General features: G+C 33.8%; 26 protein-coding genes and 1 tRNA gene. 12 read left to right on the top strand and 15 right to left on the bottom strand.

Going from position 1 to position 22,740, the window contains the following annotated elements:
• The first annotated feature begins 24 nt into the window (after window positions 1-24).
• Together ACS8MM_RS09555 and ACS8MM_RS09550 are read left to right on the top strand one after the other, a co-directional pair.
• Window positions 25-1,515: a hypothetical protein gene (locus tag ACS8MM_RS09555; RefSeq protein WP_379715866.1), complete on the top strand. Its 1,491-nt coding sequence runs from the start codon at window positions 25-27 to the stop codon at window positions 1,513-1,515.
• 67 nt (window positions 1,516-1,582) lie between these two features.
• The gene (locus ACS8MM_RS09550; protein WP_379715863.1) at window positions 1,583-1,996 is read left to right on the top strand and encodes a type II 3-dehydroquinate dehydratase; all 414 of its coding nucleotides are present in this window, start codon (window positions 1,583-1,585) and stop codon (window positions 1,994-1,996) included.
• On the opposite strand, the gene ACS8MM_RS09545 is transcribed toward ACS8MM_RS09550, so the two are convergent.
• The 4 genes from ACS8MM_RS09545 to ACS8MM_RS09530 all read right to left on the bottom strand — a co-directional run bounded on the left by ACS8MM_RS09545 (window position 1,993) and on the right by ACS8MM_RS09530 (window position 5,215).
• The gene (locus ACS8MM_RS09545) at window positions 1,993-2,763 is read right to left on the bottom strand and encodes a sulfite exporter TauE/SafE family protein (protein WP_379715860.1); all 771 of its coding nucleotides are present in this window, start codon (window positions 2,761-2,763) and stop codon (window positions 1,993-1,995) included. The two genes, ACS8MM_RS09550 and ACS8MM_RS09545, sit on opposite strands and share 4 nt — an antisense overlap.
• An 83-nt stretch (window positions 2,764-2,846) precedes the next feature.
• Window positions 2,847-4,157 (bottom strand): UDP-N-acetylglucosamine 1-carboxyvinyltransferase, encoded by a 1,311-nt coding sequence (murA, locus tag ACS8MM_RS09540; protein WP_379715857.1) that lies wholly within the window; start codon window positions 4,155-4,157, stop codon window positions 2,847-2,849.
• Window positions 4,158-4,213: 56 nt separating this feature from the next.
• Window positions 4,214-4,927 carry a DUF4290 domain-containing protein gene (locus ACS8MM_RS09535; protein WP_379715854.1) on the bottom strand — a complete coding sequence of 238 codons (714 nt, stop codon included), beginning with the start codon at window positions 4,925-4,927 and terminating at the stop codon, window positions 4,214-4,216.
• Window positions 4,928-5,215, bottom strand: a complete 288-nt coding sequence (locus tag ACS8MM_RS09530; protein WP_379715851.1) for a DUF493 family protein — start codon at window positions 5,213-5,215, stop codon at window positions 4,928-4,930.
• Between the two features lie 137 nt (window positions 5,216-5,352).
• On the opposite strand from ACS8MM_RS09530, the gene ACS8MM_RS09525 reads away from it, so the two are divergent.
• The 5 genes from ACS8MM_RS09525 to ACS8MM_RS09505 all read left to right on the top strand — a co-directional run bounded on the left by ACS8MM_RS09525 (window position 5,353) and on the right by ACS8MM_RS09505 (window position 9,940).
• On the top strand, window positions 5,353-5,889 hold the full coding sequence (locus tag ACS8MM_RS09525; RefSeq protein ID WP_379715848.1) for an AAA family ATPase: 537 nt from the start codon (window positions 5,353-5,355) through the stop codon (window positions 5,887-5,889).
• A gap of 71 nt (window positions 5,890-5,960) precedes the next feature.
• Complete coding sequence (locus ACS8MM_RS09520; protein ID WP_379715845.1) at window positions 5,961-7,856, top strand: RecQ family ATP-dependent DNA helicase; 1,896 nt, start codon at window positions 5,961-5,963, stop codon at window positions 7,854-7,856.
• Entirely contained in the window at window positions 7,856-8,806 is a 951-nt protein-coding gene (gene fmt, locus ACS8MM_RS09515; protein ID WP_379715842.1) for a methionyl-tRNA formyltransferase, read from the top strand. Before ACS8MM_RS09520 ends, fmt begins: the two co-directional genes overlap by 1 nt.
• Window positions 8,807-8,986: 180 nt before the next feature.
• Complete coding sequence (locus ACS8MM_RS09510) at window positions 8,987-9,262, top strand: HU family DNA-binding protein (protein WP_250599076.1); 276 nt, start codon at window positions 8,987-8,989, stop codon at window positions 9,260-9,262.
• A gap of 117 nt (window positions 9,263-9,379) precedes the next feature.
• Complete coding sequence (locus tag ACS8MM_RS09505) at window positions 9,380-9,940, top strand: YqgE/AlgH family protein (protein WP_379715839.1); 561 nt, start codon at window positions 9,380-9,382, stop codon at window positions 9,938-9,940.
• Here ACS8MM_RS09505 and ACS8MM_RS09500 read toward each other — a convergent pair.
• Complete coding sequence (locus ACS8MM_RS09500) at window positions 9,937-10,746, bottom strand: aminotransferase class IV (RefSeq protein WP_379715836.1); 810 nt, start codon at window positions 10,744-10,746, stop codon at window positions 9,937-9,939. The two genes, ACS8MM_RS09505 and ACS8MM_RS09500, sit on opposite strands and share 4 nt — an antisense overlap.
• Window positions 10,747-10,810: 64 nt before the next feature.
• Window positions 10,811-11,203, bottom strand: a complete 393-nt coding sequence (locus ACS8MM_RS09495) for an START-like domain-containing protein (protein ID WP_379715833.1) — start codon at window positions 11,201-11,203, stop codon at window positions 10,811-10,813.
• Window positions 11,204-11,352: 149 nt separating this feature from the next.
• Here ACS8MM_RS09495 and ACS8MM_RS09490 point away from each other — a divergent pair.
• From ACS8MM_RS09490 to ACS8MM_RS09470, 5 genes are all read left to right on the top strand, one after another.
• A tRNA-Met gene (locus ACS8MM_RS09490) sits at window positions 11,353-11,426 on the top strand.
• 66 nt (window positions 11,427-11,492) lie between these two features.
• A complete protein-coding gene (locus tag ACS8MM_RS09485; RefSeq protein WP_379715830.1) occupies window positions 11,493-12,815 on the top strand; it encodes a tyrosine-type recombinase/integrase in 1,323 nt (440 codons plus the stop codon).
• A 510-nt stretch (window positions 12,816-13,325) separates the two neighbouring features.
• Window positions 13,326-13,547 carry a hypothetical protein gene (locus tag ACS8MM_RS09480; RefSeq protein WP_379715827.1) on the top strand — a complete coding sequence of 74 codons (222 nt, stop codon included), beginning with the start codon at window positions 13,326-13,328 and terminating at the stop codon, window positions 13,545-13,547.
• A 73-nt stretch (window positions 13,548-13,620) separates the two neighbouring features.
• Window positions 13,621-13,914, top strand: a complete 294-nt coding sequence (locus tag ACS8MM_RS09475; protein WP_379715824.1) for a helix-turn-helix domain-containing protein — start codon at window positions 13,621-13,623, stop codon at window positions 13,912-13,914.
• Window positions 13,892-14,746 (top strand): reverse transcriptase family protein, encoded by an 855-nt coding sequence (locus ACS8MM_RS09470; protein ID WP_379715821.1) that lies wholly within the window; start codon window positions 13,892-13,894, stop codon window positions 14,744-14,746. Before ACS8MM_RS09475 ends, ACS8MM_RS09470 begins: the two co-directional genes overlap by 23 nt.
• 46 nt (window positions 14,747-14,792) lie before the next feature.
• Here the strand turns inward: ACS8MM_RS09470 and ACS8MM_RS09465 are convergent, their stop codons facing one another.
• From ACS8MM_RS09465 to ACS8MM_RS09425, 9 genes are all read right to left on the bottom strand, one after another.
• Window positions 14,793-16,376 carry a hypothetical protein gene (locus tag ACS8MM_RS09465; RefSeq protein ID WP_379715818.1) on the bottom strand — a complete coding sequence of 528 codons (1,584 nt, stop codon included), beginning with the start codon at window positions 16,374-16,376 and terminating at the stop codon, window positions 14,793-14,795.
• Window positions 16,377-16,382: 6 nt separating this feature from the next.
• Window positions 16,383-16,754: a hypothetical protein gene (locus ACS8MM_RS09460; protein ID WP_379715815.1), complete on the bottom strand. Its 372-nt coding sequence runs from the start codon at window positions 16,752-16,754 to the stop codon at window positions 16,383-16,385.
• 31 nt (window positions 16,755-16,785) lie between these two features.
• Window positions 16,786-18,915: a zincin-like metallopeptidase domain-containing protein gene (locus ACS8MM_RS09455; RefSeq protein WP_379715812.1), complete on the bottom strand. Its 2,130-nt coding sequence runs from the start codon at window positions 18,913-18,915 to the stop codon at window positions 16,786-16,788.
• Window positions 18,916-18,917: 2 nt separating this feature from the next.
• Entirely contained in the window at window positions 18,918-19,388 is a 471-nt protein-coding gene (locus ACS8MM_RS09450; protein ID WP_379715809.1) for a hypothetical protein, read from the bottom strand.
• Window positions 19,355-20,248, bottom strand: a complete 894-nt coding sequence (locus tag ACS8MM_RS09445) for a hypothetical protein (protein WP_379715806.1) — start codon at window positions 20,246-20,248, stop codon at window positions 19,355-19,357. Before ACS8MM_RS09445 ends, ACS8MM_RS09450 begins: the two co-directional genes overlap by 34 nt.
• Before the next feature lie 92 nt (window positions 20,249-20,340).
• Entirely contained in the window at window positions 20,341-20,970 is a 630-nt protein-coding gene (locus ACS8MM_RS09440; protein ID WP_379715803.1) for a glycoside hydrolase family 19 protein, read from the bottom strand.
• A 107-nt stretch (window positions 20,971-21,077) separates the two neighbouring features.
• Window positions 21,078-21,734: a peptidoglycan-binding domain-containing protein gene (locus tag ACS8MM_RS09435; protein ID WP_379715800.1), complete on the bottom strand. Its 657-nt coding sequence runs from the start codon at window positions 21,732-21,734 to the stop codon at window positions 21,078-21,080.
• Between the two features lies 1 nt (window position 21,735).
• Window positions 21,736-22,152, bottom strand: coding sequence for a hypothetical protein (locus tag ACS8MM_RS09430; protein WP_379715797.1), 417 nt, complete (start codon window positions 22,150-22,152; stop codon window positions 21,736-21,738).
• A complete protein-coding gene (locus ACS8MM_RS09425) occupies window positions 22,152-22,622 on the bottom strand; it encodes a hypothetical protein (RefSeq protein WP_379715794.1) in 471 nt (156 codons plus the stop codon). Before ACS8MM_RS09425 ends, ACS8MM_RS09430 begins: the two co-directional genes overlap by 1 nt.
• Window positions 22,623-22,740 lie beyond the last annotated feature (118 nt).

Below are 22,740 nucleotides of genomic sequence, written 5' to 3'. Positions count from 1 at the left end.
CAAAAAAGTAAACATGTTAAAATAATGAGAAAATTAATTTTTGCCTTTTCGGCTATTTTATTCTTTAATTCGTGTGAAACTGATCAAACGTCTTATAATCAAAAAAGTAATGAATTAGATTCTTTATTTGATGTAAAGTCAAATTCCAAAAAAGAATTAGCTAAAGCATTTGCAATATTATTGAATGAAAACGAAAGTTTTAGAAATCTGATTAGATTAAAAGCGCTGGAACAATTCGATAATGATACTGAAATTTTATTATTACAGATTCTAGATTTGCCATTAGATAATGGTTTAACTGTCGAAGAAAATTTGCAGTCTATAGTTTCAAATGATGAGGTTGTCAGTGAAATTAAAAATTCATTTCCTGATTTAACAATTTTGGTTCCAACTTTGCCAAATAACTCATTCTCTGCTTCAAAATGGGATGTGACAAACCAAGTGCCTAAAGTTGCGGTTAGATTGTCGAATACTAATAATGTTCCTGTTTTTGGTGTTGATGAACAGTTTGTTTTAGAATCAAAGTATGTTCCTGATTTTCCAGTAATTGTTTTAAAAGGGAATGAAAGAGTTGTTTTTATAAAGAATTTTTCTAAATACAAATCTCTTAAAACCAGAGAGGTGAAAGTTAGTAGTGGGGTAAGTTTTAAATTTCTTGATGACTGTTTTGATAGAAAAAAAAATATAGTGGCTAGAACTGTAAATGGTCAATTTTTGGATTCAAAATTAAAGTCTGCATACACAATTTATAACAATATTGATGGTTGGCAAAGGGATTATATTTATTATGATATTACTCCTTCTTCTCCAAATGGAAATTTTAAATACGATTTCCAAGAGTCTATTAAAAGTTTTACTTTATATGGACCAACTGTTCCGATGTATAATAAAATTGCAGATCAAACTGGAGATCCAAGATATGTTGAAAGCTATTTTATAAGTAGTTCTCATTGGTCTGGGGGAAATTTTGAATTTAAAATTCGCACAATTGTGAACGCAAAAAATGGAGTTGGTCTAGAGATTATAAAATTTATGAATGTTATGCCAAATGATATTTTTGATCTGAAATATTCTAGTGTTTATCTTTTTGGGAAACCAACAAAGTATTTTAAGTTGGAATCTGTAGGTTTTAAGACATTAGATGTTAATATACCAATATTTAATTGGGAACTTGATGAGTACGCAACTAGTATAAAAATACAAGTAGAGGAGGTTGATTTAACGGAAACAACAGTAATTACAGATTCTAGAAATGTTAAGTTTGCTACTAATTTTAATATTGATGTTGCATTAGGTCAAAAAGTTAAAACTGGTCTTAAATTTGGAGCGTCTTTAGAGGAATCAATTTTGCATTCAACTCAAATAACAAAAACTGAAGGAAATGATATTTTAGGAGATGTGATTGTAAATTTTGCTGATAAAGTTATAACTGGTCAAAATGGTAATGATTATATTACTAGGGATTATAATTCTGGAAATTATGTTATAACAATTGAGCCAACAAGAGTTCAATAAAAAAAATAAAAATAAAAAAACCATTCCTTCAAGAATGGTTTTTTTATTTTTACCAAAAATCAACCGCATGAAAATCCTAATCCTTAACGGACCCAATTTGAATTTACTTGGGAAACGAGAACCTGAAATTTATGGTAATCTGAATTTTGAAAGTTATTTTGGTGATTTGCAATCAAAGTATTCCAATCTGCAATTGGAATACTATCAAAGTAATATTGAAGGAGAATTGATTAATAAACTTCAAGAAGTAGGTTTTAGTTATGACGGTATTGTTTTAAATGCGGGTGCTTATACTCATACTTCAATAGGGATAGGAGATTGTATCAAAGCAATTACTACTCCTGTAATTGAAGTTCATATTTCAAATACTTTTTCAAGAGAAACATTTCGTCATCAATCCTTTATTTCACCCAATGCAAAAGGGGTAATAATCGGCTTTGGTTTGCTTAGTTATGATTTGGCAATTCAATCTTTGGTTTAATTTTTGAAAAAAATATCGTAGCTCAGTCTGAATAATGTGCCTACGACAACAAACAAGAAAAACATTCGGATAAAAGCATTCCCTTTTTTGATTGCTAATTTGGCGCCCAGCCATCCACCTAATCCATTGCAGAAGGCCATCGGGATGGCAATAAGCCAGATAATTTTTCCTTTGGAGATGAATAATGTTAAAGAACCTAAATTGGAAGCGAGGTTCACTAATTTAGCATTGGCAGAAGCGTGTAAGAAATCAAAACCTAAAATAGAAATAAAGGCGAGCATAAGGAAACTTCCAGTGCCCGGTCCAATAAAACCATCGTAAAACCCGATTAAGATGCTTATCAAGATGCCTGAAACAACCGATTTTTGATAACTAATGTTCTTGGGCTTATGATTTCCAAAGTCTTTCTTTAAGAATGTATAAATAGCCACTCCTATTAAAACTGTAAATAATAAAGGTTTCATAAAGTCATTGTTTACAATAGTTAAGACGTAACTCCCTCCAAATGCAGCTATGCAGGAAAAGAAAGCCATGGTTAGCAGTAATTTCCAATTCATATCTACTTCTTTTAAATAGTGTATTGAGGCAATTCCTGTTCCGGTAAATCCAGGGATTTTGAGCGATCCCATTAGATTGGCAACCGGTTGATGCGGTAATAGGATTAAGGCTACAGGGGTTTGAATTAGACCGCCTCCACCTGCAATCGCGTCGATAAAGCCAGCTATAAATGAAGCAGAACAAAGTAAAACAATGATATAGGTTTCCATAGAAGTTTCGTTAAAAAAAAATTCCAAATCCCAGTAGTTTACTAATTGGAATTTGGAATTGATAATCAATGTATTTTTTACGGTTATGCTCTGACAATGTTAGCGCCTAAGGCACGTAAACGCTCGTCGATACGTTCATAACCACGGTCGATTTGTTCAATGTTTTGAATAGTGCTAGTTCCTTTTGCGGTCAAAGCAGCAATTAATAAAGAAATACCAGCTCTGATATCAGGTGAACTCATGGTTGTTGCTTTTAACTGAGATTGGAAATTATGTCCCATAACCACAGCTCTATGAGGGTCACATAACATAATCTTAGCTCCCATGTCAATTAATTTATCGACGAAAAATAAACGGCTTTCAAACATTTTTTGATGAATCAATACATCACCTTTTGCTTGAGTGGCTACTACTAAGACAATACTTAATAAATCCGGAGTGAATCCTGGCCATGGTGCATCGGCAACGGTAAGGATAGATCCGTCAATATCGGTTTTGATTTCATAGCCGTCTTTGTGAGCCGGAATATAAATATCATCTCCTTTCTTTTCTAAAGTAATCCCTAATTTTCTGAATACATTAGGAATTACACCCAGATTTTCCCACGATACATTTTTGATTGTGATTTCGCTTCGAGTCATTGCAGCTAAACCAATCCATGATCCGATTTCAATCATGTCGGGTAAAATTCTATGCTCACAACCGCCTAGTTTTTCAACCCCTTCGATAGTTAATAGGTTAGAGCCAACACCAGTAATTTTGGCTCCCATTGAATTTAGCATTTTGCATAATTGCTGAAGATACGGTTCGCAAGCAGCATTGTAAATCGTGGTGGTTCCTTCAGCAAGAACTGCAGCCATTACGATATTTGCTGTTCCTGTAACTGATGCTTCATCGAGTAACATGTAGCTACCTTGTAAACGACCATCAATTTCGACTCCGTAAAAATGATCTTCTCTTTCGTATCTGAATTTTGCACCTAGGTTGATAAAGCCTTCAAAATGAGTGTCCAAACGACGACGACCAATTTTGTCTCCACCTGGTTTTGGAATATAACCACAGCCGAAACGAGCTAAAAGTGGTCCTACAATCATGATGGAGCCTCTTAAGCTACCACCTTCTTTTTTGAAAGCTTCTGTTTTTAAATAATCGATATTTACTTCGTCTGCCTGAAAAGTATAATCTCCAGGGCCATTTTTTTGGATTTTAACCCCAAGATTTCCTAAAAGGACGATTAGTTTGTTTACATCAATGATGTCGGGAATATTTGTAATTCTGACTTTTTCTGAAGTCAATAAAACTGGGCATAATACTTGTAATGCCTCATTTTTTGCTCCTTGCGGTTGTACATTCCCTTTTAAGGGTTTTCCTCCTTCGATTTTAAAAGTACCCATATACTATTTTTTTAAAAGTTTTAGGCTTTACGTTGTAATTGCCTTTGCTTTTTGACTTATTTCTGATTGTTATTTTTATTGAATGGTTTTTTACCATTGTTTTTAGGAATGAATTTTGGTTTTCCTCCTGTGTTATTCTGTATTTTGTTCGACATGCGTTTGTTGGTACGCATTAAGTCATGTGTATTGGAAAGTTCTTCCGTGGTGCTCATTAGATTTAGCTTTCCATCTGAAAGTTCATAAAGGTGCTCAAATATAACAGCGTCTGTAACGGTGTCTTTATTCCAGCTTAAGTATGATTTTTTCATATGGTTTGCGATCACACGAACTAACGCTTGTTTCATTTCCCCATCCTCCCATTGATTGGCCTTTTCGATCATGTAAGTAATGTTGTTTCCGTAGAAACGATACTTCGGGAAATTTTGTGGATATTGTAAAGGGTCAGGCTTTAGCTGTAAGACTTCTTTTGATGGAATGGGATACGGAGAGTCTACGTCTAATTCAAAATTAGCCATGATAAATATCTGATCCCATAGCTTATGCTGAAAATCTGGAACATCACGCAAATGAGGATTCATGCTACCCATTACAGATATGATGTATTTAGCCAGTTTGTTTCGCTCTTCACGATCTTCAAGGGCAACAGCTTGATCTATTAGCTTTTGTAAATGACGGCCATATTCAGGAATGATAAGTGGTTTTCTTTCAGAATTGTATTCTAAAAATTCCACAACATCACTGGCGTTTTCTTTTGTATATTTTGTAACCATCTATAATGAGATTATACCTTCAATTGTCGAAACTTCCTGGTATTTTTTAATAATTTCGTCTGCATTTGGCATTACGACATCTACCGAAATACTGGTAAATTTGCCATTTTTTGATTGACGTGTATCTATAATAGCGCCCATCCTGTCAAAAGCTTTTTCCACAGTATCGATTTTTTCTTTATCTGTTGGAACTATAAATTTATATAAATATTTTGAAGGCCAAACTTTGTTAACACTATTTAATTCTTCTTTTAAACGAATATAAAATTCGGTAGTCTTTTTATCCATCTTCCGCATTAAAATAAACGCAAATATACGTTTTTTGAAATTAGAAAGGAAGAGAAGTAAAATTGAAATGCTAATATTTTAATTCAATTTTCAAAAACCAAATAGTTTATTTAAGTTTGCACCTTGAAATTCGGGTTTTGAAAAAAGAAGTAATTGTTATCACCGGAGGACCGGGAACTGGTAAATCAACCATTATCGATGCGTTAGTCGAAAAGGGATACTCATGTTATCCTGAAATTTCACGCGAAGTAACTTTAGAGGCCAAAAGACAAGGTGTTGATCAGCTTTTCTTGACAGAACCTCTTTTGTTTAGTCAAATGTTGCTCGATGGAAGAATAAAGCAATTCCAAAATGCTTTGCAAGAAGAAAGTAATCTTGTTTTTATCGATAGAGGCATTCCGGATATTTTGGCTTACATGCATTTTATTGGTGATGATTATCCTGATCATTTCGATCATACCTGTCATGAAAGTCGTTACACTAAAGTATTTGTCCTACCACCGTGGGAAGAAATTTACGAAAGTGATGAGGCGCGCTATGAAAATTTTGAGCAAGCTAAAATTATCTACGATCATTTAAAAGAAACCTATGCTAAATATGGATATGCTCTAATCGAAGTTCCTATTGGAACGGTTGATGATAGAGTACTTTATATTTTAGATCACTTAAAATAATGTTATAGTCATGGTTTGTGAGTTAAAAATGAAATTACTTAACTTGCTTCCGTAAACTATAAACTCTCAGAATGCAACAAGCATTACAAATTCTTGACAAATATTGGGGTTATGATGGATTCAGACCAGTTCAAGAAGATATTATTCAGTCTGTTTTAGATAAAAATGACACTTTCGGGTTGATGCCAACCGGAGGTGGTAAATCACTGTGTTTTCAGGTGCCTGGAATGGTTTTCAATGGAATATGTTTGGTTATTTCTCCTTTGGTTGCTTTGATGAAAGATCAAGTCGCCCAATTGCAAAACCGGAATATTAAGGCGATTGCATTAACTGGAAGTATAAAATCGGACGAGTTAATTCAGTTGTTGGATAATTGTCAATTTGGTAATTATAAGTTTTTGTATCTTTCTCCTGAACGTTTGGAACAGGAATGGGTTTTGGAGCGGATAAAAGGGCTTCCGATTTCTCTCATTGCCATTGATGAGGCGCACTGTGTTTCGCAATGGGGGCATGATTTCAGGCCTTCCTACTTAAAAATTAAAAATCTCAAAACACATTTCCCTAAAATACCTTTTATAGCCTTAACGGCTTCAGCTACTCCGCAGGTTCAAAAAGATATTATCGATTTATTGGCTTTAGAAAACCCTCAAACGTTTAAGCAATCTTTTGCACGAGAGAATTTAGGCTACCATGTTATAAAGGCGGAAGATAAGCTTTATAAAATGCAACAAATCCTTAGAAAAAATCCGCAATCTTCCATTGTATATGTCCGAAACAGAAAAGGTTGTCATGAATATGCTGAAAAACTGAATCAAATGGGTTTTAAAGCTACTTTTTACCATGGTGGGCTTCCTCAAAAAGAGAAAGAAGCGAATATGGGGAAATGGATGAAAAATGAAGCGCAGGTAATGGTGGCAACCAGTGCATTTGGAATGGGTATAGATAAGCCAGATGTAAAGACGGTACTCCATGTTAATTTGCCAGAGAATCTAGAGAGTTATTATCAAGAAGCTGGTAGGGCAGGGCGTAATGGGGAAAAGGCGTTTGGTGTTTTAATGTTTTCTCCTCAAGATACCGTTCGTGCCGAAAGTCAATTTATTTCGGTTTTGCCAGATGTTTCTTTTTTAAAGCAAGTTTATGTGAAGTTATGTAATTACTTTCAAATTGCTTATGGGGAAGGGATTAATGATGAATTTTCGTTTAGTCTGAATCAGTTTTGTGTCAAGTATCAAATGCCGGTCATTAAAGTTTTTAATGCATTACAATTTTTGGATCGTCAAGGGATTATTTCTTTATCCAATGAATATTCAGAAAAAGCACAAGTACAATTTCTAACAGAATCAAAAGAAGTTATTCGGTATATTAGTCTGAACCCAGAGGATGAACCTGTTTTAGGTACAATTTTACGAGCATATCCCGGAGTTTTTGATCTTCAAGTAAATATTAACACTTCTTTTGTCGCGAAAAAGGCGAATGTAACCGAAGCTAAAGTAGTAACTTTGCTCGAGAAGTTGGCTCAGTTACAAATCATTGATTATTTCGCAAATCAAAACGAATCCAAAATTGTTTTTTTGGAAGTTAGAGAAGACGAAAGAACCATAAATCGTGTAGCCAAATACCTTGAAAAACAGAACGAAGTAAAGAAATCACAATTGGCATCGGTTATTGATTACGTGCTTGATGAAAAATCATGTAAGAGTGTTTTTTTATTGAATTATTTTGGAGAAACAATAGCGAATGAATGCGGTGTTTGTTCGTATTGTGTTTCAAAGAATAAAGTCAAAGTCAATAAAGAAGATGTTTCGAATACTATTCGGAATATTTTGAGCGAAAAGCCAATGACTTCAAGAGAGATCGTAACTATGGTTCAAATAGAAGAAAAAGAAGTTTTAGCAGTATTGCAACAAATGTTGGAATACCAGATTGTTTCGATGAATTTAAAAAATCAGTTTACATTAAATAAATAATGGAAAAATTAAGAATTGTTTTTATGGGAACCCCAGAATTTGCTGTTGGGATTCTTGATGCTATTGTGAAAGAAGGAAAACATGAGGTGGTAGGAGTTATTACTGCAGCAGATAAACCGGCTGGTAGAGGGCAGAAAATTAAATATTCGGCGGTTAAAGAATACGCGTTAGAAAAAGGGTTACGTTTATTACAGCCCACCAATTTGAAAAACGAGGACTTTTTGGCAGAATTAGCCTCTTTAAATGCGAACCTGCAGGTGGTTGTAGCTTTTAGAATGTTGCCGAAAGCGGTATGGGCCATGCCTAAATTCGGAACTTTTAATTTGCATGCGTCATTGTTGCCAGAGTATCGAGGTGCTGCTCCAATTAATTGGGCAATTATTAATGGAGAAGTTAAAACTGGAGTGACAACTTTCTTTATTGATGATAAAATTGACACCGGGGCAATGATTTTAAATAAGGAAACTGCGATTGATCCAGCTGAAACAGCAGGTGAATTGCATGATCGATTAATAAATATTGGCTGTGAAGCAGTTTTAGAGACATTGGATAGGATTTCTGAAGGAGGTGTTGTTACGACCATTCAGCAGGATTCGCCAGATATAAAAACAGCGTATAAGTTGGATAGAGAAAATTGCAAAATTGATTTTTCAAAGTCTATAGATGCAGTTTATAATTTGATTAGAGGATTGTCTCCTTACCCAGCAGCTTATTGTAATTTTAACGATGGAAATGAGGATTGGAATGTTAAAATATATGATGTAAAGAAAGAGATTGAAGCGCATGAATATGAGGCTGGGAGAGTGATAACAACAAAGAAGGAAATGAAAATTGCTGTAAACGGAGGTTTTCTAGATGTGGTATCTATACAGTTTCCGGGTAAAAAGAGAATGAAAATTCATGAATTGCTAAACGGAATGACTTTTTCTGACAGCGCTAAGGCCTACTAATTCTTGAAAAAAATGAGAAAAATTTACGTTTTATCGATGAATAGCGAGGTTTTATCAACAAAAAATCGAAGTTATTAACAAAATTAGCAAAAATAACGCTAAGGTGTTGTGTAGTAAGGAAATCCTATTAAATTTGTAAGACTAACAATTAGTATTAACCAATCATTAATAACAATTATTATGAACAAATCAGATTTAATCGATGCTATGGCTGCACATGCAGGTATTACAAAAGCTGCTGCTAAACTAGCTTTAGAATCATTCTTAGACAATGTTGAAGGTACTTTGAAAAAAGGTGGTAGAGTATCTTTAGTAGGATTTGGATCTTGGTCAGTTTCTAAAAGAGCTGCAAGAGAAGGAAGAAACCCTCAAACAGGTAAGACTATCAAGATTGCTGCTAAAAATGTAGTAAAATTCAAAGCAGGTGCTGAATTAGAAGGAGCAGTAAATAAATAATACTTTCTGGATAAATTATAAAAGCCACGCATTGCGTGGCTTTTTTTATACTATTTAACGATTTTATTTGGAGCATCCGTAAAAATTTTGTTAAATTTAAGTCTAAAAATTAGTGTTATGATAGCTGTAAAACCAAAAAAAGGAAACTTGCTTGTAGCAGAACCTTCTATCACGGGAGACTTATCTTTTAACAGATCGGTGGTTTTGCTTGCAGACCACAATGAAGATGGTTCGGTTGGGTTTATACTTAACAAACCTTTGGGGTATACCTTACATGAATTGATTCCTGAAATTAGCGCTACATTTAAAATTTATAATGGAGGACCCATTGAGCAGGACAATCTCTATTTTATTCACAACGTTCCACAGTTGATTCCTGGTAGTATTGAAATTGCAGAAGGGATTTATTGGGGTGGTGATTTTGAGCTGACCAAGAACTTAATCAACGACGGAAAAGTGGGACGCAATAATATTCGATTCTTTTTAGGGTATTCGGGTTGGGATGCTGAGCAATTACAAAGTGAATTGGAATCCAATTCTTGGATTATTTCGGAAAACGAACTTCGCAATAAAATTATTGCAAAATCTCCAACCGATTTTTGGAAAGAAAAAATTAAAGAACAAGGTGGGGAATACCTAATTTGGGCAAACGCACCTGAAAATCCTATTTATAATTAGCCTAATCGTATTTTGGTGTTTAGTTTTTGAAGCAAACTTTCGGATAAAGTGGTGTTGAACTCTTTTTTGCGGTATTTTGTGATGGGCTGAATTCCTTTAATAACGTTGGTGATGAATAATTCGTCGGCCTTTTGTAGGTCGAAAGGAGATATGGCTTCTTCTTTCACTTCAATTCCTTCAACTGTTTTAGCAATGGCTAGAATTTGTCTGCGCATAATTCCGTTCAAACAGCCTTCGGAGATTGGTGGGGTACTTAAAACACTGTCCTTAAGCATGAAAATGTTTCCATTGAGTGCTTCTGTTGCATTTCGGTCATCGTTAAGTAAGATGCAATTATCCAATCCGTTTTCATCTGCAAAAATACTTCCAGTGATGTGGAGCGCCTTATTGGTGGTTTTTAAAGTGGAAAGGAGTTGTTTGGAGATGTAAAAATCCTTGTAGATGTCTACTTCATACGTTTTTTTTTCAAAAGTATATGTAGGATTTTCTAAATTGGAAACAGAAATAATATAATCTATTTCATTGGTTTTAGGAAGGTATAAGCCTCCGTCTTTTCTGAACACGGTGATTCGGGCTCTTGCTGAATTTTCCAAATGTTCATTTCTGGCCATGGAAAGTAGGCTTTCTTCAAATAATTCCAAAGTGAAATTCATAGGGATTTCCATTCTTAAAATACGCATAGAAGCCATTAATCTGAAGTAATGATCTTCTGAAAAAAGAATTTTATTGTCTAAAATTTTTACTGTTTCAAAAACGGCATCACCGAATAAAAAACCTCTGTTGGTTTGTAAAGAATGTGTTTGCATAAAAAAATCCCGACTCGTTTTTAGAACAAGGCGGGACAAATTTAAGTTTTAAAAATTGGAATTCCTAGATAGAACCGATTACATGTTTGAGGTCGGATACCTGATTTTCCCAAAGCATTTTTGCTTCTTCTAGATCGTCTCTTTCGGCGAAATCTACTACCATTAATGAAACATCCTTAGTGATATCGTCTTCTAATATTCGCAATTCAAAGTAATATTCAGTGTCTTTGTTGTCGTCATCAACCCATTTGAACTTTATCTTTTCTCCAGTTTTCTTTGAATATAAACGAGCTTTCTCTTGCGAATCATCCCATATAAAGGTGAAAAACTCCCCGCGAGAATTCACATTATCTGCAAACCATTCTTGAAGTCCTGATGGAGTTGAAATATATTGATATAAAAGTTGCGGCGAAGAGTGAATAGGAAATTCTAATTCATAACGTATTTTGCTATCCATGTATTGTTATTTTTTGGGAAATATATAGAATTAAGTTTTGAAAAAAAAATAAAAATGGAAATAAATATTTTTCTTAAAATAAATTTGGAACAAACGAATTTAGTGCTATATTTGCACCCGCATTGAGAGATGCACTACAAATGAATAATGGCGAGGTAGCTCAGTCGGTTAGAGCGCAGGATTCATAACCCTGAGGTCACGGGTTCAACTCCCGTCCTCGCTACTAGGTTGAAAAATCAGAAAAGACAGATTTTATGCGGTTTTAAAGCAATTTAAAACCGCTTTTTTTATGTCTAAACTTTCACTACTTTTACTAAAAGAACACGGAAACGAACACGATTTGAGTTTTAAAAAACAATATTCTGAACCTAAGATTTATACGGCAAATGATGATTTGTCAGTGAGATGGTATGTGTACTATTCTTTCAGAAATCCCATCGATGGAAAATTGACAAGACAAAAAAATGTTTATTTGGGCGTTAATCGATTTAAAACCTTAAAAGAAAGGACCAAAGCAATTGAAGGCCTTCGTAAGAAACTTTTACAACTTTTGGAAAATGGATTCAATCCCTACGAAGCTCAGGCAAGTATTGAAAAGCCCAAAAACTATACTGTTACAAGTGCAATTGAAAAATACAATGAATATTTATCGGGTGAGCATGAATACGTACATAGAAGAAAAATAGTATCTAAAGGCCATAGAGACGAAGCGATTCGTTTTTGTAGACTGTTTTCTGAGACTTTAGAAAAAACAGACGATATCAAGCAGATGAGGATTGAAAAGGTATCTCAAAACCATGTGGCCAATTTTTATTCCTGGGCAGAAACACATTATAGTCCATCTACATTCAATAAATGTATGAGTGGTTTGAAATCTTTTTTTGATTTCTTGATCAATGTAGAAGAGATTGAAATGAAAAATCCTTTTGAAACCTACGTATCAAAATCAGTTCAAAAGTCAGATAACGAGACATTGACTAAAAATGAATTTGATAGTATTCTAAAGGCGGTGGATAACTTCAATCCAATTTTACCTTGGGGTAAGAAAAATACACGAAATAGAAGTATGTATCAACCATATCTGAAAGATGGTTTTCGATTGTTTCTATTGACTGGAGGAAGAAGAGAGGAAGTGGTTGATCTAAAGTGGTCTGATATTTTAATTACTGAAAATGATGTACGATTTTTCAAAATTCAAAATTTGAAGGTTGTTCGATCAAATAACGCAAAAGGAAAAAGCAGTGCTTCACAATTCAAGCATATCCCTATTAATACAGATTTAATGGATTTATTGAATACAATGGGCTACAATGACAAAAAACATACATCGGATTATATTTTGTTTCCAGATAGAGATGTTAGCTCAGATACTATTAAAACTAATTTGTCGCGCTCGTTTACTCATTATCGAAAAGGAGCAGGCGTAAATAAAGAGGTTAGCTTGAAAAATCTGAGAAAAACTTATATAAGTTGGGTAAATCATGTAATGGGTAAAGATACAGGCAAATTAACATCACACTCAACAGTGCAAGTTTTGGAAAACCATTATATTGACCCAACAATATTGACAACTATCGAAGAAGCTGTTTTGAAAGTTAAAGTTTTTGGGTAGTTTTTTAAATTTTAATGTATTGATTTTTAATCACTTGAGAAATTTATTAAAAATATTTCACTTAATTTTATTAACTGTCAGTTATATTTAGTATATTTGCAGTATAAGTTCTTTGAAAAGTGTTTCTAAAGTAATAATTGAATAGAGATTTTTTTGTTTAACTACTAAGTTAAACACCCGTAAGGGTTTTGGCAGGAATCATCCTCTACCGCCTTATCACGTCAACGTTTATCCCCTAAAAGGATATCGCCGCCTTATCCGGTAAAGCTTATCCCCTAAAAGGGTATCGACCGCTTTAAGCCATAAGTGATGAATGATTAAAGGGAGAAAAGAGAAAATGATTTTAAGTCAGATTTATTTTGCTTTTTTGTAAAATCTTTTTTTGAAAAAATAAGCAGGAATTTTGAAGCGGTGTATAGAGAACATTGTTTACGTATTCAGTTATTGGCTATTGACAAAATTTAAGCAGGGATCAATATTGTCCCAATAACTTTTAAAAAAATTTTGCTTATGTCTAGATTAAAAAGACTTAGAAACATCAATGGTTTAATTGAAATTTTAAAAACCATTGCAATGAACCAGTGTTCTCTTTCGGAAACTGATGTAAATTTATTAAACGAAGCAATAGTTAAGTTGGATGGATTAAAAACGAAGAAGGGCTTGACAGATAAGCATTATCAGATTGAAATTACTGATATTGTCAAGTTAATTAATGAATTTTTAACCAGATAATTAAAAGCCATGAAATCAAGTTTGCATTTTGTCGATTCCGTCACCTCTTTAAATTTTTCCAGAATACAAAATTATGGACTTAGGTACTACAATAAGAAATATTAGAAAACAGAGAGGGCAAACTCAAAATGAGTTTGCTACTTCTTGTGATATTACTCAAACTTATCTTTCTCAAATTGAGAATAATTATAAAGAGCCTAATTTATCGACTTTAAAAAAAATTAGTGAGAAATTAGATGTTCCTTTACCAATATTGTTTTTCTTATCTTTAAATGGCGATGATGTAAAGCCGGAAAAAAGAAAGGCTTTCGAACTTATTAATCCTTCTGTTAAATCATTAGTTAATGAGTTCTTCAAAGTCAAATGAGTTATTACATTTTCCGTCAATTATAGGTTTTTCAGATTCAGATTTAAAAAAAATCATAGAGTCCATAGATGGATTGTATAACGAATGGGAGATTATTAAGCAAGATAAAAATACTGGATTACCAGCAACTTATAAAGATGGAACCATAAAAAAGAGATTTATTCGGCCTTCTAAGCCAAAACTTGAGGAACTACAAATAAGAATAAAATCAAGAGTTCTTGAAAAAATAGAGCTACCTAAAAATATTCATGGGGGGAGGAAGAAAAAAAGTAATATAACTAATGCAAAAGAGCATCAAGGTAAAAAGTATGTGCTTACAACAGATTTGAAAGAATTTTTTCCATCTGTCAAACCTGCGTTAATACATCAAGCTTTTTTAGATTTAAATTTTAATAAGCAATTTGCATATTATATTATGAGGTTTGTTACTTGGAAAGGGGAATTGCCTCAAGGAACTCCTACTAGTACACATATTGCTAATATTGTCTTTCTTAAAACCGATTATTTGTTAATAAAGCTTTGTGAAGAAAATGATATTACCTATACAAGATTTGTTGATGATTTGACATTTTCGTCGCAAAAAGATTTTCAACATTTAGTGGCTGAAATATTAAAGATTGTTACAGATAGTGGGTTTAAGCTTAGCTATAGAAAAACTTTTTATAAAGGAAAACAAACAATTACAGGTATCCAGGTGTTTAATAATAAAATTGATGCCTCAGAAAAAGTAATTGAGAAAGTTGAAGCTGAAAAATTACTTTCTGATGATAGCCCTAAACATTTGACTATGTATAGAAAACGAATATTGGAAACAAATCGTAAATCGAAATAGGTTAGAAAAATAGTAGTAATCAAAAAGCCTGCATATTGCAGGCTTTTTAATTTAGACAGCTTAAACCACCATGTATAATTACATTTCTAGTTGATTGGGCTAATGATTGCACTTCAATTATAATGAATGTTGCCGGCCCAGCATCAAAATCTAAAGTGTCCTGGAATAGTAAATCATTCCATCCTTTCACAAGATCAAATTGAGCAATTAATGCCGGACTACCATAATGAGTGAGAGTTCCTGAGTTAATTGTAACATATTTAAAAAATATCCGAATATTGTTATCTGTACAAAATAGCTTCCCGCTTATGATTTTCAACTTTTCATAAGTAGCTATGATTGTGTTTGAAAATACCGATTTTGAGGGTGTGTTTGGGGTTGGGTCAACTACATTAAGATGGTTTGTGATTTCATTCTCTATACCAATGTATCTTGAATTAATAGGGTCATTTACATTAGTTATTATCTTTTTACTGATTTGAGTAAGGCAATAATTTTGATTGGATTGCAATAAAGTACCTGTATTAGGATCAACTATAAGTTGTTTGTATAATTTATTGCTTCGTTGTCCTGATTGCAAATAGCCAACAGTTTCATAATTTAAAGGAACAAAAGGTGTTGTTGAACTATAATTGGAAGAAATCGACATTACATCCAAGAAGCTTTGAATATAATTGTTGAATGCTTTAGGGTTTTCAAATTTTACTTCCAGTTTCAATGAATTGATAGCTCTTTCTACTCGTTTAATGATTGGAATTGTAATTTGCTTCATTCCAGTAGTCGGATCCAATTTAACTGTAGCTTCTCCAATTCCCAATTCATTCAAAATGTCGCTTGATAGTACAGGACCGTTCTTGGTTTTGTAGTAATTGAGTTGATTAAGATTGATATTACTTTCAAATGAAAACTGTTTATTAAGGCTTCCATAGGACTCATTGGAAGTTAATTTTAATGTTGTGATTCCTGAAATATCTCCAAATGGTAATTGTAAATCAACTCGGTTGTTCCAACCAAATGGCATATCAAAATAGAAAGTGCGGATTACTTCTGTAGGGGAAATGATAGTGTTTTCTAAATTTTGTAATCCTGACTTAAATTCATAGTAATCACCAAAATAAAAGTACAGTTTAAAAGTGGCTAATTCAAGATACAAGTTCCCAATTACACCTTGCGGAGGAAAGTCATTCCGTGTGTAATAATATTCGATTTGTTCAAACCATCGGTATTCCTCAGTGTGTTTGTGCCAATATCCAATCTTCTTTTCAAGATTTGTAACGTAAAGAGTTTGTTCTTTACCAACTTCGGGAATTTGCCCTATATGATCAACAAAGATTATTTGTTGACCACTTAGGCTAAAAAAAAAATCTTTTTTTAATGCTTCTAAAACAGAATTGCGATTGTTTGCAAAAATGGGTGGAACACACAAAGAAACATCAATATCTTTATAATTAATAACGATTCCTTTTTCAGTTTCGTTGGCCAAGAAGCTTTTGATGATGATGCAATTTGAATTGTCCAAACTGGTTTGAACTATTTGAGTTGGAGAAAGTGAAGTAATTATCTCATTCGAAGCCGTTTTTCTAATAACTACGTTGCCGTTCTCTTCTTTTATAAAATGGATTTTTGGCATAATGATTTACAATTTTACTTTTCTTGTTTTGGTTGATTTCTTTACAAGTTTGCCCCCTTTTTTAGCAACATATCCTTTCTTTTGCGTTCCATCTTTTTTGCGACGACCGGTAACACCCACATTCATCGCGCAAAGTGTTGTTAAACCCTTACTTGCAGGTGCTTTTAAACTAGTTTTCTCTTTTTGTATTGTTGCTTGTTTTAACATAAAACGCCAAAAAGCTAACTCTTTCTTAGCTTGAATTTTCCAACCTTTTTCCTTCTCTAAAGATTGCCACAACTTTATTGATGATTGAGAAGTTTTAATTAACTCATTTCTTGAAATTGTAAGAGGTTTTCCGTCTGGGGTTTTAAAAGTTTCTTTTTTTAATTGACTCATTTATTTGTATTTGATTTGTTGGTTTTCATGGTTAATTGACTGAAAAAGAAAATTTGGACGATTTAGATTCTTGCGGCTGTTCAGGATTGTAATTCTTTCCGGATGCAATATTGTAGCGTATGGTTTCGATAGGAACTTTGGTATATCTGTTTTTATCGAAATAGGCGTAGTTTTCGGAGAACTTTGCCTCTTTAATCATTTTAATGATAATATCACCATCAAAAACAACTTCAGCTCCACCTTTGGTTCTTCCAGTAGTGGTTTGTTGGAAAATGATCACAAAAACTTTTCCATTGAATCTCTTTCTCAAATCTTCATCAAGACGGATGTTACCCACCATTCGTTGAAGTTTTTGCCAACTATCAATGAAAATGATTTCGTAAGGAGAAATCAGTTTGTACAATTCTTCCTGGCTTTCTAATTCACCAATGCTATCGATGTTTTGTTGTGCTGAATTGGATAGGTATTTTTTGACTTTATCCTTAGCCAAATCACTTGATGGATGCTCTTCACCTGAAATAAAAAGGCATTTGTTACCGGGTTCAGCAAATGAGTTCATGAACTTGTACAACGTCGTTGTTTTTCCTGCTCCTTGTTGGCCATCCATTGTTATGACTACGCTATGTATTGGTTTTCTTTCTACTGCTTGTAAAAATTTACCTTCTTCACCGGAAACTTTGAAATATTCCGATTTATGATTGTTGGAAGCTCCTATTTTTTGAACTTTTGGATTTGTAGAAATTGGTTGAAGAGCTTCTTTTGTTTTTTTGGTTGCTGGGGATTTCAATCCAGGATCAAAAAGGGAAAGTTGTTTTTGTTTTCTTTTTGCAATGATGGTTTTTGGTAATGCTTTGATAGTATTTTTTTTGTGTACTGAATTTTTCTTTTGTGAATCAGTTTTTTTTATCGAAAGAGTTTCTGATGCTTCAAAATCCTTTTCAGTGATATTTGTAAGCATAAAATCGACCGCTTTTTGTGCCAAAGCTGCAGCTTTAAAAATTCCTTTATTATCTTCTTTTAATTCGGCAATGATTCCCTGTCTCCAACCTTTAATATATGAGTTGGCATTTTTGTTTACATAATAAAGAAAACCACAAGTGGCCGAAAGAAAACAAGCTCCGATTTCGGCAACTAATTCCTCGAAAGCATATTTATTATCTCCGAATTTTGCGCCTTTTTCACGGTTTAATCGATTCGTTGAGCCGGTACTATGAACAAGCTCGTGAAACATAACTGCATAGAAGATTCGAATATCATTAAATGAAGTCTTTTTTGGCATTTGAACAAAGTCTCTTATTCGTTCATAAAATGGCTGTTTACCTCCGTATTTTATAGCCGGAGCTGGAGCAGGGTACCTTTCGATGATCTTATCAGCTATGTCAATTTTGTCATCATCTTTTGATGGTTTTGGTTTTAACTGATCGAGTTTAAAATCAATTCCGTCAATATCAAAACCATTAAAAACATTATATATTCTGATTATACCATATCCGTTCAAAGCAACAGCGGCAGGAATTTCTTCCGTTTTGAATTTTCCTGTAGTTTTTAAATAGTCAATGAACTTTTGGCGATCTGTAGTTTTGAAGTCTTTGTATCTGTATATGATGGTGTAGAAAATCGCATCGTGTGATTTTGCCCCTTTTTTTACCGTTCCTTTTAATTCCTTTACTTGGTTAAATGTCAAATAATAGGGGTTTTTCAATTTTCCAGTTCCCAATATATCACCCAATAAAAGTTGATTGATACCACGGTAAGGTTTTTTAGTTTTAAAATTGAAAGCAGTTAAAAAACTATCATCATCAAAAGTGTCATTGATACCGCTTTCCCAATTGTGATCATTTTCAAAATCTTTAATTATTTTCTTAGTGATCAAATCATAAATATCAGCCTGAGGGATTCCGTTTAATCCGGTTTCATTCTCAGGTTCATTGAGTTCATCAATATCCAGCATTTCCATTTCTACGCCATTCAAACCATAAGGTTCTACTAGACTAGCAATCTCAATCAAAAAACGATCATCAGGATAGGTTTCAAGTATTCTTATAATCCGTGTTGAAATATGAGTGTATTTTTCTTTGTCGGCTTTCTCTAAAAGCTTTTCCAAAGTTTTACGAGAAACTATGGTTCCATGAAGTGAATTAAATTTCTGATTGAGATTCATAATTAAATCTTGTGTTCTGTTCCTAAAATTGAAATGATTCCTTCAAACTTGAAGTTTGATAAATTAATGTTTTTGTAGTCGACTATGTTTTTAAGAAGTTGTGTTGCATCAACTGTAAATGGTACGTTAGGCAAAGTTGAAGTTCCGTTTCCTGGAATAGTTAACCGGCCTAAATTCGGTGTGCTTACCCCAAGAGGTTTTCCTTTTCCATCATATATGATAATTCGTTGAAGCTTAGCGATGAATCCATTCAAATCAAACGGCTCAGGTTGTGGATTAGTCAACTTGAAATCAACTTTGAACTCAAGTAAAGGAAATCCATTGTTCCATTTTAATTTTAAGCCTCGGAAGCCTACCGGAATGATTTGAATGTTTTCGAACTGCTTGGTCATTCTATCGACTTTGTTTTTTACATATAAAGCCGTTATTGAAGCTCCTGCTAAGGCAATGGCAGCGATCGTTTTCCAACCCATAAGATTAATGGTTTTAAGATTGTGTAGAGAAAGTAGAGAAGTAGGAGTAGTCCAAAAAAAGCAAGCACTTTCACTTCTTTTGGGATGTATTTTAAAGGTTTGGTTTCATTAGTAATTTGTTCTTTTCTGCTTAGTTTCCATTCTAATTCCTTTATCTTTTCATTCTGTGTGGCTGCAATGTTGGCATACATTACGATTTCATTTTTGAGTGTATCATAATAAGCTCCGAATGAGTTGTTACCTGAAATTTTCTTGGTATTCAACCGATTGAGTAATTCTTTAATTGCCGCCTGAGTTATACTATCACATTCTGGTTTTGAAGTTTTAATTTCACCAATGCTAATCTTTAAACTATCGATTATTGCTTGGTTTTTAATAATCTCGCTTCTTAGATTATGATTTGAAATTTCGGTATTAATTTGTTGGTTTTGTTTGGTTGCAACCGGTTGCGATCCTTTGCAACCGATTAACAACATACCAGCAGTTATGGCAATAAATGGAGTTAAAAACTTTTTATTGAAATAGGCTTTTACAGTTTCAAATGCCCAGGAAATTAAGTTGTCCATCTCGTCAAATATTTTGGAAGAAAGCGAGCCGAACCAAACGCATAGAATCATGGTAAAAAGATAAGGTAGATGTAACCACAGGTCGTTTGCTTTGTAGAAGGTAAATGCGATTAAAGAAGAAAGTAAAAGTTCGCTGATGAAACGTGAGAATCTCCATTTGTTCGGGTTTTCCGGCTCGCGGTAAATTTTGATAAAGTTGCCGAGGACAATTGTTACAATGAGTCCTGTAATGTCGTTTATGTCAATCTTATGATGCTCATACCAACTCATAAGTTTAGCGATTAGATTATACATTGAATTTTGATTTTTTGGTTAGTTGTGTTGGAATTTGATGAAATAGATTCCAGTTGCTAGAGTTATTAGTGAGCCAATTAGCAATGTTGATTTTAATGACTGGCTTGATTTTTTTTTTTCAAAACATCAATGGAAACTTTTGTTTCCTTGAAGTAATTTGTTTTAGAAATCCGGTCTTTCAATCCGTTTGAACCACCATTTATGATTTTGGTTAGTCCTGTGCTGTCGTTTCTGTCTGCATAAGTATTGAGCTTGTTTTTTGACCAAAACCAACATGCTATATCGATAGCTATATCCAATCTTGAGGCTAATTCCGGATTTGATACCACATCGATGCCGGAGTATTTTTTGTAGGCTTCATAATTGGCACGTCCGGTTAAATGGATCAGTCCACGCCCTCTAAATTTCCAACCGTCGCCACTATTCACCGAACCATTACCCATTCTATTTGCGTAAGCAATGTTGGCAATCATTATCTGATTGGCTTTTTGTTTTGTTGTTCTACCGTATTTATCAGCTAGTCCAGGATTGGAACTAAAAGCAGTAAATTTGACTTTAAGTGAAGCTGCACTGTAATTCAGGCTTTCTTCAAATCGTGTAAACCCATTGGTTTCGTGAGCGGTTTGGCCTAAGAAATGATAAATACGTATTGGTGTGTTTATACCGTTTCTTGCCATTGAAACCAAAAACGTTCCGGCATTTTTATACACAAAATCTATCATAGTGTTACTTTTCGAGGTTCTGTTGTTTTTGACTCATTGTCGGATAAAAGCATCATTGAAATTGCCAATTGCGCAAACAACAGAATAAGTTTAGTGTTTGTGTTCATTTAATAGGCTTTTACATTAGTACCGGTAACAAAATAAAGTTTACCCTCACGTTCAATAAGGTATTGGCCGTTATTTCTTGCTACTTTAAAAATTCCAACTTCTTCACCATAATTAAAAGTTGAGAATGTTCCTGATGCACCGGTGTTGGTGTAGGTACCATCTGCATTTTGTGCTGCTTTGAAAATGTTAAAGTCATCTTTTATAGCCATCAACTTTTGTCCTGGCTTTGGAATTTTTATTGTAGTTACCACTTTAGCGGCTTGTTTAATTGGTAAGCTCGTTTTGCCGTCAAATTGGTTCAATGTGATGGATTTTACACCTTTGGCTTTCAATAAGGCAGTTTCAGTTTTTGAACCGAAAATACCGTCAGCTTCTACACCTAATTTTCTTTGAAGCTCTTGTACTTCATTTCCACGAGAACCATTTTTTAATGGCAGTGATCTGTTAAGTGTATTTTGAGGTTTAGGTTTTGATATTGGTGGTGTAGCCACTTTTGGAATCGATGTCGTTTCTGAGGGTTCCTCAATAGGTAATTGGCTAACTTCCTGTTCGGCTTTTTTCTTTCTCCACCACAGAATTCCTAATAATCCGGCAGAGAGCAATCCTACGCCTATTAAGAGCTTATCTTCGTTGTCTAAATTTTGTAAGAAACCCATATTATAAGAAGTTTGGAAATTTTGTTCGTAATAGTTTGTATTGTTTGTCGGAAAGTTCGTTTTTCAACCAATACTTTAAATCTCTTTTGGGAAGTGTTGTTCCAATCACACCGTATTGATTACCGGTTAGACTGTTATAAGGTTTTAATCCAAAAGCTTTGATGACTGCAGCAAATTGATTTTGATTAACACCGGTTAAATTTTCAAAGATGTAGTCTTCATCCGTTCCGGTAGTTTTCATAGCTTCATAAAGCTTTTGCGCCACTAATTTTGGATCAAAGACTATTGTTAAATTGCTTTCAGGATTATCGTCTAAATACCTTCCATTTGGAGTAGTGTTTTTTTTATTGAGGAAAATTATTCCGGCAATTGTTCCGGCCAGAATGACACCTCCAATAATTTTTGTTCTTGTTTTCATTAAAAGGCGTTATTGGTTAAGAATTTTAGTTGTTTGATTTCAGATTCTGTGAAGTTGTCGAATAACCATTCTTCCAAATTCTGCTTTTTTAAATCCATACCTCTGCGTTCCCCAAAAGCATTGTAAACTCTTATATAACCGTTATAGTTCAGCCCTTTTAAGTTGGTTGCGACTTTATTGAAGTTGTCGCCTGGGCCGTACATTGCCCGATAAAGGTTTTCGGCTCGAATTGCTGCACCCTGGGTTGTAATATTAGAAGGCCTGTAATTTGAATCTTCTTTTTTTGTATCGAAACCATTAATAAACTTGTTGTAAATTAAATAGCCTCCTAGACAGAAAATGCCAACCTTTAAAACGGTAAAAGCTAGGTCGATTGCTTTTGAGCTTGCATGAGTGGCATTGGATAGCGCTTTTTGTCCTTCGGGTGTAGCCAATACCGCTGTAATTGCAGGATTACCAAGTTTACTCATTTGTTTTTGTTTTAGTTCGTGCGTTAAGCTGACAAGAATTTTGGGGATGTCAGCTTAGTCATACACGAAAGATTGTTTCACGCCGATGGCGTGAGCGCTCGGCGTATTAGGCTTTGCG

Origin of the sequence: Flavobacterium sp. MAHUQ-57, assembly GCF_051908335.1 — a bacterium.
Lineage (GTDB): Bacteria > Bacteroidota > Bacteroidia > Flavobacteriales > Flavobacteriaceae > Flavobacterium.
Note: the sequence above shows the minus strand (reverse complement) of the source record. Positions and strands in the feature narration are given on the sequence as shown.